The 12,147-nt window shown below is 51.8% G+C and carries 12 protein-coding genes; 6 read left to right on the forward strand and 6 right to left on the reverse strand.

Annotated features, from left to right (window positions below):
• Positions 1-7: 7 nt before the first annotated feature.
• The 5 genes from KOL70_RS16770 to KOL70_RS16790 all read right to left on the reverse strand — a co-directional run bounded on the left by KOL70_RS16770 (position 8) and on the right by KOL70_RS16790 (position 6,517).
• Positions 8-961 (reverse strand): ABC transporter permease, encoded by a 954-nt coding sequence (locus tag KOL70_RS16770; RefSeq protein ID WP_058781969.1) that lies wholly within the window; start codon positions 959-961, stop codon positions 8-10.
• Position 962: 1 nt separating this feature from the next.
• A complete protein-coding gene (locus tag KOL70_RS16775; RefSeq protein ID WP_021508774.1) occupies positions 963-1,952 on the reverse strand; it encodes an ABC transporter permease in 990 nt (329 codons plus the stop codon).
• Positions 1,945-3,465 carry a sugar ABC transporter ATP-binding protein gene (locus KOL70_RS16780; protein WP_127835124.1) on the reverse strand — a complete coding sequence of 507 codons (1,521 nt, stop codon included), beginning with the start codon at positions 3,463-3,465 and terminating at the stop codon, positions 1,945-1,947. Before KOL70_RS16780 ends, KOL70_RS16775 begins: the two co-directional genes overlap by 8 nt.
• A gap of 257 nt (positions 3,466-3,722) precedes the next feature.
• The gene (locus KOL70_RS16785) at positions 3,723-4,709 is read right to left on the reverse strand and encodes an autoinducer 2 ABC transporter substrate-binding protein (RefSeq protein WP_215481079.1); all 987 of its coding nucleotides are present in this window, start codon (positions 4,707-4,709) and stop codon (positions 3,723-3,725) included.
• Positions 4,710-5,182: 473 nt separating this feature from the next.
• Entirely contained in the window at positions 5,183-6,517 is a 1,335-nt protein-coding gene (locus KOL70_RS16790; RefSeq protein WP_215481081.1) for a PLP-dependent aminotransferase family protein, read from the reverse strand.
• Positions 6,518-6,623: 106 nt separating this feature from the next.
• On the opposite strand from KOL70_RS16790, the gene KOL70_RS16795 reads away from it, so the two are divergent.
• From KOL70_RS16795 to KOL70_RS16805, 3 genes are all read left to right on the forward strand, one after another.
• A complete protein-coding gene (locus KOL70_RS16795; protein WP_233209809.1) occupies positions 6,624-7,514 on the forward strand; it encodes a DMT family transporter in 891 nt (296 codons plus the stop codon).
• 153 nt (positions 7,515-7,667) lie between these two features.
• Entirely contained in the window at positions 7,668-8,078 is a 411-nt protein-coding gene (locus tag KOL70_RS16800) for an ASCH domain-containing protein (protein ID WP_058776179.1), read from the forward strand.
• A gap of 511 nt (positions 8,079-8,589) precedes the next feature.
• Positions 8,590-9,027, forward strand: a complete 438-nt coding sequence (locus KOL70_RS16805; RefSeq protein WP_215481083.1) for a VOC family protein — start codon at positions 8,590-8,592, stop codon at positions 9,025-9,027.
• A gap of 149 nt (positions 9,028-9,176) precedes the next feature.
• Here KOL70_RS16805 and KOL70_RS16810 read toward each other — a convergent pair whose 3' ends face one another.
• The gene (locus KOL70_RS16810; protein ID WP_058781963.1) at positions 9,177-9,926 is read right to left on the reverse strand and encodes a DeoR/GlpR family DNA-binding transcription regulator; all 750 of its coding nucleotides are present in this window, start codon (positions 9,924-9,926) and stop codon (positions 9,177-9,179) included.
• A gap of 80 nt (positions 9,927-10,006) precedes the next feature.
• On the opposite strand from KOL70_RS16810, the gene KOL70_RS16815 reads away from it, so the two are divergent.
• The 3 genes from KOL70_RS16815 (at position 10,007) to KOL70_RS16825 (ending at position 12,131) form a co-directional block, all read left to right on the forward strand.
• Positions 10,007-10,600: an NUDIX domain-containing protein gene (locus KOL70_RS16815; RefSeq protein WP_215481085.1), complete on the forward strand. Its 594-nt coding sequence runs from the start codon at positions 10,007-10,009 to the stop codon at positions 10,598-10,600.
• Positions 10,594-10,947, forward strand: a complete 354-nt coding sequence (locus tag KOL70_RS16820) for a DUF4406 domain-containing protein (RefSeq protein ID WP_215481087.1) — start codon at positions 10,594-10,596, stop codon at positions 10,945-10,947. The genes KOL70_RS16815 and KOL70_RS16820 overlap by 7 nt, the downstream gene beginning before the upstream one ends.
• A 317-nt stretch (positions 10,948-11,264) precedes the next feature.
• Positions 11,265-12,131, forward strand: a complete 867-nt coding sequence (locus tag KOL70_RS16825) for an AraC family transcriptional regulator (protein ID WP_215481089.1) — start codon at positions 11,265-11,267, stop codon at positions 12,129-12,131.
• The last annotated feature ends 16 nt before the right edge of the window (positions 12,132-12,147 follow it).

The raw sequence follows: 12,147 nt of genomic DNA on the forward strand, positions 1-12,147 counted from the left end.
CTTTCGCTTATGATTTTCTGTTTTGCAGAGCGATAAACAGGATCAGGACACAACCCCACAGCGCCATGGTCAGGTAACTACTGACGCCCATCAGGTTCAGGCCGCTTTCCAGCATTTGCAGCACGATGAGCGCCAGCACCAGCCCAATCACCCGGCCAAAACCGCCGTCAGGGTTAATGCCGCCAAGCACCGAGGCCAGAATGGTCACCAGTAAATAGGAGTCGCCGTAGCCAGCCTGTGCCGAGTTAAATTTGGACATCATCAGCAGTGCCGCGCCCCACCCGAGCAGAGCTGAAAGCACGTACACCGCGATGGTGACTTTATGCGTGTTGACCCCGCTGAACCGCGTCGCCTGCTCGCTGGAACCCATCAGATACAGGCTGCGGCCGAGCGTAGTGTGTTCCAGAAACACCCACAGCAGCAGTGCCACCAGCAGGAATAGCACCAGGGCGACCGGAATACCCAGCAGGCTGCCGTTGCTGAGGTACTGAATCACCGGCGGGAAGCCGGAAATTACCGCGCCGTTGGTCAGCAGAATATTCAGTCCGGCGATCAGCGTCATGGTGCCGAGCGTTGCCAGAATCGGTGAAACCCCGATAAAGGCGATCAGCGCGCCATTGAGCACCCCAATCACCAGCGCCACCGCCAGACCCGCAAGCAGCGCCAGCGCGACATATTCCGGCTGGTTCGGATGCGCCACCAGAATCGCCGCCATCACCAGCGAACACGCGTTGGCACCGGCAATGATCGAAAGGTTGATCCCGCCGGTCAGCATGGTAATGCCCATCCCCAGCGCCAGCATGCCCAGAATCGGTAACTGCGAGGAGATCGACTGGAAATTGCCGACGCTGTAAAAGCTGCCACCCAGCGTAAAGGAGAACAGCACGGCAACGGCCACAATGATCAGCAACTGCAAACGGATGATGCGGTCGCCGGGGAAGAATCGGTTTAAGGTGGTCATGTCACATCCCCTTCGCCAGTTTGCGTTTTTCGTTCCACGCGGTGCTGCTAATGCTGACCAGAATGATCGCGCCGCTGAACACCTGATGCCAGTAAGATGAAATGCTCAGCAGGGTCATGCCATTTTGCAGGAAGGCCAGCAGCATCACGCCCAGAATGGTGCCGGTTAGCGAGCCGCGCCCGCCGGTCATGCTGGTGCCGCCTAATACCACCGCCGCCAGCACCGTCAGTTCATAACCGAGCAGGGAATTAGGTGCCACCGACTGGGTAATTTGCGCCTGTACCACCGCAGCAATACCCGCCAGCAATCCCATAAAACCGTAAACGTAAAAATGCAGCCGCAGGATGTTCAGACCGAGACGCGATGCGGCGTCACGGTTGCTGCCCATGGCGTAAATCTGGCGACCCACGCGGGTGCGATTCATCAGGACGCCGGTAACGATGATCACTCCCAACAGGCAAAGCAGCGGCAGGGTCAGGCCATAGTCGTAACCGTCGGCGGCGGTGAACGAGAACCAGCTGATCCCATTCATAAACCAGTCGGGGAAACCGTACAACCAGGTGCCGTTAGTCAGATACACCAGCAAACCGTAAAACAGGTTGAGTGTCGCGATAGTGATAATGATGGCCGGCACGCGCAGCCAGTACACCAGAAAACCGTTGACCAGGCCGAGCAGCAAACCGATTCCCATCGACATGGCAAACGCCAGCGGAAAGCTGCCACCGTGATGAATGATGTAGCTCGCCATCACGTACTGACCGATGGAGGTGACAGCGGGAAAGGAGATGTCGATGCCGCCGGCAATCAGCACCACAAACAGACCACAGGCCAGAATGCCCAGAATGGCATAGCTGGTGGCGACGTCTGTCAGGTTACCCAGCGTCATAAATTCACTGCTGCTGGCGCTCAGACCCACCACCAGCAGCAGCACCAGTAATCCCAGCCAGAATTCGTGCTGAGTAAACAGTTTCGATAGCGATTTGTTACCCATTAATCACCTCCGCAATCTGCGCTTCGCTGCTCTGGTGCGGCGCGAACTCCGCTACCAGTTCGCCTTTGCGCATCACCAGCACGCGATGGCTGTTGTAATACGCTTCCGGGATTTCATCGCAAATCATCAGCACCGCCATGCCGGATTCCGCCAGATCGCGGGCAATGCGGTAAATGCCTTCTTTATTGGCAATATCCACCCCTACCGTTGGTGAATCGAGGATCAGGATATGGGGCCGCGTCGCCACCCATTTGGCGATGGCGATACGTTGTGCATTGCCGCCGGAGAGCGTTTTAACCGGTAAACTGCTGTCCGGGACTTTAATGTTCAGGTCACGGATCAGGTCTTTAACCACCGCCGCGGCTTTGCGGTGATCCATTAATCCGGTGCCGGTATGCAGCTTGTCGAAAATCGATACCAGCGTGTTGTCATAAATGGATTGATCCATGATGAGCCCCTGCGTCAGTCGGTCTTCCGACACATAGGCGATGCCGTGACGAATGGCGTCGCGGTTAGAGTGGAATTTCACCACCTTGCCGTTAATGCGGATCTCTCCGCTGTCCGGCTGGCTCATGCCAAACAGGCTCAGACAGAGTTCCGTGCGGCCCGAACCGAGCAGGCCGATAATCGACGTAATTTCTCCCTGGCGCAGCGACAGCGAAATATCGTGGTACTGCCCTTTGCGGCTCAGCTGGCTGATTTCCAGCAGTGGCGTCACATCGGCGGGCGCCCGGTGCGGCAGATGGCTATAGGTGAAGCGCTGCCCGGTCATCAGGAACGCCAGTTCATGGCTGTCGAGTTCACTGGCCGGATAGGTGCCGACCAGTTTGCCGTCGCGCATCACGCTGATACGATCGGCCACTTCCATCACTTCATCGAGACGGTGACTGACGAACACCACGCAGATACCGGCGGCTTTGAGTTCATTCACCACCCGCAGCAAACCATTCACCTCGCTGCGGGTCAGTGACGCCGTCGGTTCATCCATAATCACCAGGCTGGCGTCAGCAGCGATGGCACGGCATATTGCCACTAACTGGCGGTCGGCGATCGACAGCTTTTCAACTTTACGATCCGGATCCAGAGCAACGCCGACCCGTTGCATCGCCGCCAGTGCTTTTTTGCGCATTGACTCGCGATGTACCCAGAAATCACCGCCCGGTAAATAGCGGTGAATAACGATATTTTCGGCGACTGACAGATTGGGAAATAACGACAAATCCTGATAAATAACCTGAATGCCGTAATAAGAAGATAGCTGTGGCGTCAGGGTATGAAAGAGTTTTCCGTCCAGCGTGATGGCCGCGCCTTTTTCCGGTTGATAAACCCCGGAAATGACTTTAATTATGGTGCTTTTGCCGCAGCCATTCTGCCCGGCCAGACAATGCACCTCACCTTTATTCAGCGTCAGGCTGACATTATCCAGTGCTAATACGCCGGGGAACTTTTTACTGATTTTTTCGAGGCTAATAAAGGCCTCAGCATTGGCGGGGGACGTGCTGAGCGTATTCATCATAGATCCTTAAGCCTGCCCATCCTATTTCCAGTCGGGTGTTGACGATGCTCGCTTATCCGAATCATTTATTTAAATCTCATCGAATTTCACTGACTTTCGCCGCGCCTGACGCGAATTATTCAGGGTATATGTTTTCAATTTCTGAGTAGAAGTTCAGATACAGCACAACATACAACGCCGTATCTGTTTCTATTTGCCTGGTGTGGCGCTGGAGATAATCTATCTCCGTTAAATTAAGGTGTTAAACATTCTGATCAGAAGCCAAGTGATTTCGCATTCTCTGGCGTTACTTCGAGAATTTTATTAAAGCGAATCACTTTCTTATCCATATCGACATCGGCTTTGCCCAGACCTTCAATGCTCAGGTCTTTAGTGACTTCTTTACCCTGCAGCAGCTGATCGGCCACCGAAACCAGGGCGTAACCGGCATCTTTTGGATCCCACAGCAGGACTTTCTTAATGTCACCGCGCATCAGGTATGGCGCAGCCTGTGCTGGCATCGCAATACCGACAACCGCGATTTTATTTTTCGCCCGCTTCTGCTGAACCGCCTGACCGGCACCGATCGGACCGAGCGAGCCGAAACCGATAATCCCTTTCAGATCAGGATAGGTTTTCATCAAATCCAGCGTGGTGGAGTATGACTTATCAATATTTTCAGCCACTGGCAGGCGTGACGTGACTTCATGCATGTCCGGGTATTTTTCTTTCTGATATTTGATTGCCGCATTGGCCCACGCATTATGCAATGGCACGGTCAGTGAGCCGACATAAATGGCATAACCGCCTTTGCCACCCATATCTTTTGCCAGCTCGTCCATATTGGCTTGCGCATATTTCTGGCTGTCGATGGTTTCGACATCCCACTGACCAATTGGCTGGTCCGGCGATTCATGGGTTAATACCACGATGCCCTGGTCGCGCGCTTTTTTCAGTACCGGCTCCAGTACTTTGGCATCGTTTGGCACCACAATGATGGCGTCAACTTTTTTGGCAATCAGATCTTCAATCACCTTGACCTGCTGCGCCGGATCGGGCGTCGAGGCGCCAACCTGATAGGCGTTGACATCCAGTTTCTGCGCGGCTTCTTTTACGCCTACTTCCATGCGGGTGAACCACGGAATACCGGTAACTTTGGCCACAACGGCGATATCGTAAGGTTTGGCAGCGAATGAGGGTGTTGTGAATAACATGCACGCTGAAACCACACATGCACTGACTAATGCGAGGTTAAATTTCATTTTGGTACCTTTCTGATGAGGTTCTGATATAGGGAACAGGCGGTTGCTATTTAATTCACGCTCAGAGATTAACTTACCGGTACATAGGTTTTCGCGCAGATGTGAAGGAAATGTGAGCGAAGTCCATGAATGTTAAATTATATAATTGCATATGTTAAATAAAAGTTAATTAAGAGAGGATTCTGGCACGCTTTTGAGCTTTATGATGGCTTCCACTACCATCCTGCAACATTAATAGATCTATAAATTAACAATAAAGTTACATATAAAACACCACGCTAAGGGTTTTACGACTGGAAAGTCACCGCGGTGTCTTTTAAATTGCACGGATTGTGAACAGCGTCACGGGAGCTGGCGCAGAGGTTTTGCACTGCCTGTACAGATGCCCGGGCACGATGAAACCACATCCGCACCAGAGGCAGGTCGGACATGCACGCAGCTATAATTCCTTATGAGCGAGGAGCGGACAGCGCTCAAAGATCAATCTCATACTCAATAGCCTCTTTAATTTTCGCCAGGGCCTCGCTCAGCTGATTCATCGTGACTGAGCCAAGAGCCAGACGAATAGCATGCGGCACACAGTTTGAGGTGCTGAAGGGTTCTGCTGTGGAAACAGAGATATGTTGCTGCATCAATCGGTGAACAAGCCTGTCAGCCCTTACTTCCTGAGGCAGTGATAGCCAGATAAAGTAAGAGTTGTCATGGCTTACCCATTCACAGTTCACAAGTATTTTGCGCGCCAGCGCCTGCCGGTGACGCGCGTCCCGTCTTTTCAGCGCCTCAAAGCGTTTAAGTGTGCCATCTTTAATCCAGTCGCAGACAATCGAAACCATGAGGGAGGGAGTATTCCAGGTCGTTGCCCTGATGGCTCGCTCCAGGGCAATTCGCATTTCAGCGGGACACACCACGGCACCGACGCGCAGGCCAGTGGCGACACTTTTAGCAAAACCGGTAACATAAACGGTTCTTTCGGGCGCATAAGTGGCAAGCGGCGGCGGTGGACGACGGACAAGAAATGCATAGGCCGCGTCTTCGATGATAAGAAGATCGAACGTTCTGGCAATCCGGGCCAGCTCCCTGCGCTGGGCATCATTCATAACCCAGCCAAGCGGGTTATGCAGTGTTGGCATGGTATACACCGCGCGCAGGCGCCGGCGTTGGCAGATTTGCCTGAATGCCGTCAGGTCCGGTCCACTGGCATCAGCGGGTATCGCCACCAGCTCCAGATGATAGAGGCTGGCCAGGGCTTTGAAGCCAGGATAGGTCAGAGCATCTACAGCCACCACATCCCCGGGTTTCAGCAGCCCCATAACAGCAATGCTAAGACCGTGCTGCGCGCCATTTACAATCAAAACCTCATCAGCAGACGCGGTCATGCCGGAGGCATTGAGCCATAACGCGATTGTCTCCCTGTCGCTTTGCCTACCAGCGTGCGGCTGGTAACGCAACAGTGAAGCCAGATCGCCAGATGTGGCCAGCTGTCGCATTGCCTGGCGTAACCGTTCCGCCTGGTCCGGTAGCGTAGGATAGTTGAAGTTCAGATCGAGCACGTCAGACGCCACTGCGTACTGATCCAAACCCAGCCCGGCGGGCAGCGAAATTTCCCTGACAAATGTTCCTCTTCCGGTTTCTCCGCTCACCAGCCCCATGGCTTCCAGCTCAGCGTAAACGCGGGTAGCCGTTGCCAGTGACACGTGCTTTTCAGCCGACAGCGCTCTGTGGGTAGGCAGGCGGGCGCCCGGCAGGAGCGCGCCTGTTCGTATCGCGGAAGCGAATTCATCCACGATGACTTTGTATCGAGCTTTCATGAATTGTATCTATGACAATTATTTGATTGTCCTGAATGCTAGTACTTAGCATGGGGGCTGTCAACGTTATCTGTTAAATCATTTATCGAACTTAATGAGGTCTGTTGTGACAGTTACCAGGGTAAAAAATACACATTCTGGCCTGAAATCAGGTTGGCTGAACGGGCTGACCGGCGTGATCATCTTCAGTGGCTCTTTGCCCGCAACACGCATAGCAGTGCGGGAAATGGATCCCTTTTTTCTGACTTTTTCACGCGCTTCAATTGCCGGTGTACTGGCCATTATGCTGATTCTCTTTTTAAGTCAGGCTCGTCCTCAGCGGCATCAGCTGATTTCTCTGGTTGTCGTTGCTGCAGGTGTAGTGGTTGGTTTTCCTCTTCTGACAGCCATGGCGCTGCAGCACGTTACCTCGGCTCACTCTATTGTCTTCCTCGGTCTGCTACCCATGGCGACGGCTATTTTCGGCGTTGTCAGAGGAGGCGAAAGGCCCAGGCTGGCTTTCTGGATTTTTTCAGTCGCCGGCAGCCTGCTGGTGATGGGATTTGCCCTACTCCAGAAAGGTTCTGTATCAGTAACCGGCGATCTTCTGATGCTGGCTTCCGTGATTGTGTGTGGCCTCGGCTATGCCGAAGGTGCAAAGCTTTCGCGTGAATTGGGAGGATGGCAGGTTATCTGTTGGGCACTGATTATGTCCCTGCCGCTGATGCTTGTTGCCACCCTGGAGACCTTGCCGGAGAACATGGGCGAAATAAGCCTGCAGGCGTGGCTTTCACTGGGATATGTATCGCTGTTCAGTATGCTGATTGGTTTCATTTTCTGGTACAGGGGACTGGCTGCGGGCGGCATCGCCGCTGTGGGACAATTACAGTTGCTGCAGCCATTCTTTGGTCTCGGACTTTCAGCAACGTTACTGTCTGAAACGGTAAGGCCGATGATGATTCTCATAACACTGGGCGTGATCCTGTGTGTCGTTGGCTCGCGCAGGTTTGCAGATTAGTCCTTAGCCTCATGTCGTCTGGATTTACGTAAGTGTCCGCGTTGGGCAAAAAGTGAACCACAATATGCGACGATCAGCCTGATTCTTAATACCGGTACAGTTCATGCTATAAACGATGAAACTTTTCATTCACCGACGATTGAGGGAATTTTCATGTTTGCGGTTGAGGAAATAAAAAAGAAGTATCCTGGCGCAGATGCCTGGCAAATGGGTGACAGTGCGGAACTGGCCAGCAAGCTGGCGGAACTGGTAAAAAAAGGCATCAAAACAGCTTCCTGCGGATCGTTTACCGCTTACCAGCAGGAGGAGTCTGCTCCGAAGATTGGGAGCTATAACATTATTCTTGATGGTCAGAATACCCCGGTCTGTGTGATCAGATTGATTTCACTGCGGCTGGTGCGTTTTTGTGATGTAACAGAAGAGTTTGCCCGCAAAGAAGGTGAAGGCGATTTAAGTCTTGAATTCTGGCAGAAAGAACACCAGCGCTTTTTTAGCCGTGAAGGTCATTTTTCAGAAGATATGGAGTTGATTGCTGAAGAATTTGAAGTGGTGGAAGTGCTGTAAGATCAGGCAAATAGTTAGCATTTTATCGGCGGCCATCAATAATAATATCCGCTTTTAGCCTACAGAGGACTGAGCACAAGCCCATGTCTGCTATGAGCGCGAAGCGGTCATCAGCTATTTATCGACAAAAAATGCATTCTTATAGCATAATGCTTATCAATTGAGAGTAAACAGCAGGCACATTTTTGTAGCGGTGCAATTTATTGCGCGAAGCATTGATGGGCACGGTGCTGCTATTAGTAGGCGCGATTAATCGCGCCGCTACGAAATGTGCGGTAAGTGAATTTGGGACTTAACTGAACGGCATTAAGGCTTATAGCATGGTTGCTTATTTATCAACGGGAGCTGGTTTCTATCCATCTGCTGCTGTGTATCCATCATAAATGCATAGTTAAACCGATTTCAGTAATGCTTTTTCCTGGAAAAAACCCCATCGCGTTTAGTGTATAGCAATAAAGCAGGCTTATCATATAGTTGGATGGTCAACTTTCGAAACTCAGCAGGTAATCGAATGATCTTAAGTGTTAATCACGTTGGTTTTTCAGTTAAAAACATTGAAGACTCCGTATTCTTCTGGACTCATATCCTTGGAGGTGAATTATTACGCGAAGGAAAAATGTCTGGACCCATAATCGATGAAGTCACAGGTGCAAGGGGAGCTGATGTACGGATGGCTTTGCTTGAACTGGCTGGTATCAAAATTGAATTACTACAATACAGTAATATTGAGCAGCCAGCAGAACCTTCAGCACCTTATATCCCAGGCTACGCTCACTTTGCTTTTACAGTTGAGGATCTTGATACGCTGTTGAGCAAAGCATCGGACTATGGCTGGAAGACGCCGGGTAAACCCCAGACAGTGTTGTCAGGACCGATGAAGGGAACCAGAGTAATATATTTACAAAGCCCTGATGGTCAGACGCTTGAATTAATGGAGCTTAGTCATTGAAGCCCATAAACTACGATCTGTTATCCGCTAATTAAAACAGTGACGTTTTCGACGTCCGCTTCTGACACACAGCCGACATTGATCGCTTTACCCGGCAGGCCATAGAAGATCATGTACCGATCTGTTTTGCAAAAACACGCTTATTAGCACTACAACAGCGTGACATGCTTCTGCTGTAAAATCTGGCGCAGCTCTTTATCGGGCTCGCCATCAACAATCAGCGTATTGGCCAGCTCTAGGTCACCAATTGCGAAGGCAGAGGCGGAATTGAGTTTCTCTTTTGACACCATGACAACGGTTTCAGCGGATCTTCCTGCCAGTGCGCGTTTAATGCCAGCCTCTTCATAATTGCCGGTCGTAAGTCCGGCCGTTTTATGCACGCCGGTAACGCCCATGAAAAACAGATCGGCATTGATGCGCGCAGCCGCCTCATGGACCGCCGATCCCACCGCGACCACCGAGTGGCGATAAAGCAAGCCGCCCAGCGTTATCACTTCTACCCGCGGAAAATCCACCAGCGCAACCGCAATACCGGGGCTGTGAGTGATCGCCGTGAAAGCCAGGTCCGCTGGCAGTAACTGCACCAGTTCTGCTGTGGTAGTGCCGCCATCAATAATCACCACCTGACCGGGCTGAATCAGCTTCACCGCCTTTTGTGCCACACACTGTTTGGAACTCATTTGCACGTTTTTGCGTTTTTCGAAGGATGCCAGCGCGGCTGAAACCGGCAGCGCGCCGCCGTGCACGCGCTGTAACAATCCTTCAGCGGCCAGTTCCCGCAAATCGCGGCGTATTGAGTCCTCGGATATGCCAAAACGCTGACTGAGCTCACCTGACATCACCTGATTTTCAGCCGCCAGAATCTTCAGAATCTGTTGTTTACGCTGGCTCGATAGCATAATTACCCGCTCACGTTTTTTCTTGAATTTGCACGATTATGCATGATAGCGTCTGTTTTGTCATCTTCAGGAGGCAAGCTATGCAGCAGAAAATACGCAATATCCGTGAGCAGCTGTTGTCCGACAACTGGTACACCCTGAAAAATTACAGCTTCGAATTGCAGCGCCGTGACGGCTCGTGGCAGGAGCAGCAGCGTGAAGCGTATGACCGCGGTAATGGTGCCGTCGTGCTTCTCTATAATCGCCAAAAGCGCAGCGTGGTGCTGACCCGCCAGTTTCGTCTGCCGGTTTTTATTAATGGTCACCAAGGTTTTTTGATTGAAGCGGCTGCCGGGCTGCTCGATAACGCTTCGCCGGAAACCCGCATTGTCGCGGAGGCAGAAGAAGAAACCGGTTACCGGGTGCAGCATATTGAAAAAGTTATGGAAGCGTTTATGAGTCCGGGTTCGGTTACCGAGAAACTCTATTTCTTTATCGCCGAATATGCTGATGACGATCGCCAGAGCAAAGGCGGTGGCCTTGCCGATGAGGGCGAGGATATTGAAGTACTGGAATGGCCTTTGACTCAGGCCCTGAGCGCAATTCGCAGCGGGGAGATTATGGATGCGAAAACCATAATGTTACTGCAATACGTTGCCATGAATGTCCATTTTGAGGAGCCAATACCATGCTGATCCTGATTGCCGGCCCTGTGCGCAGCGGCACCGAAGGAGACCCGGTTTTAATTGACGCGAATATGCGGAAATTAGACGAAGCCGCACTGCAGGTTTATCACAAAGGGCATACGCCGGTAATTGGAGAATGGCTGGCATTACCTCTTGCCGCCGCCGCAGGTTCACAGGCAATCGGTGATGAAATCAGTGAGGCTTATCTTTATCCGGTTGCACATCGGCTGATTCAGCATTGCGACGCGATCTTACGTATGCCGGGCGCGTCGCAAGGCGCCGATCACGATATACGGATTGGCAGAGAACGCGGGTTAAAAATTTATACTCACATAGATGAGATTCCGATCGGGTGATTATGCTTTCACTGGATGGCGACGATGCCCGCGCGGCCATTCAGGCTTATGGACATTTGGCTTGTCGCCGTCATTCAAACACGGGTATTTTTCGCGAATAAAACAAACCTATTGATGCCCGGAAAATATGCCACTATTGCAGATGGTGGTTTCTCTGCATCATCTGTTGCAGTGATTCATAACACCGGGCGGCCCTATCCGCAGCAGGCTGACAACATCGTGCCAGTCTGAGTCAGGCATTTGAATTAATGCTATCGTGTCTGGCTTAACGCCTCACAGGCATGACAACGATAATTGGTACCAGGATGGAAACAGGCATGCTCATTCCGTGCACATCCCCTTCCGACTGCGATTGCGATAATGACAGCGCAGCCACTCGTACAGAGTTCTGGCGCGATCCGTCGCTGGATTTTGTCGAAAGTCGTCGCGCGTGTCACAGCCGCGCATGTTACAGACCACACAGTCATCCAACCTTTTCAATTGGCGCAGTTGACGCAGGCGGCAGCCTGTTCACAGGCGCATCCGGTGGTCCCTGTTCTTTAAAACCTGGAATGATGGTTTTTATTCCCGCCGGCGCGGTTCACTCCTGTAATCCATTGCCTCACAAGCATTGGAGCTATCAGATGTTACATATGGATGCCGCGTGGTTAAATGCTTTACTTGCTGAAATGGACGATGTTTCAGGCGGCTTCATCAGTCAAGGTGAAGTTCGGGTGACGAATAATCAAGAGCGCTATCATCGCTTCTGTGAACTGGATAACCTCCTGTTTTCGACTGCCAGTACAGAAGACAAAAATACAGCGCTAATCGAGTTTATTGGCGACAGTAAATATGGCACCGGCCCGGTGAAAGCCTTTCCTGTCATGACGTCTGACATCAGTCGGGCATTACACAACGTGATTGAAGTATTGCAGCAGGCTGAAAGGCAGCCGTGGGCGTTGTCGGAGCTGGCAAACCTCTCGGGCATGAGTCGTTATCAGCTCATCAGAGCATTTCGCGCTGCGACTGGCATGACACCGCATGCTTATCAGCTTAATTTGCGCATAAACAAAGCACGTCACTGGCTTCAGTCAGGCTGTGATATTACCGATATCGCTTACCGGCTGGGTTTCGCTGACCAGAGTCATTTTCAGCGCGTATTTAAGGCCCACACTGGCGTGACGCCAGGCTGCTATCGAACCTGAGCAAGTGCAATTTTGT

Source organism: Pantoea sp. B270 (genome assembly GCF_018726825.1).
Taxonomy (GTDB): Bacteria; Pseudomonadota; Gammaproteobacteria; order Enterobacterales; family Enterobacteriaceae; genus Pantoea; species Pantoea dispersa.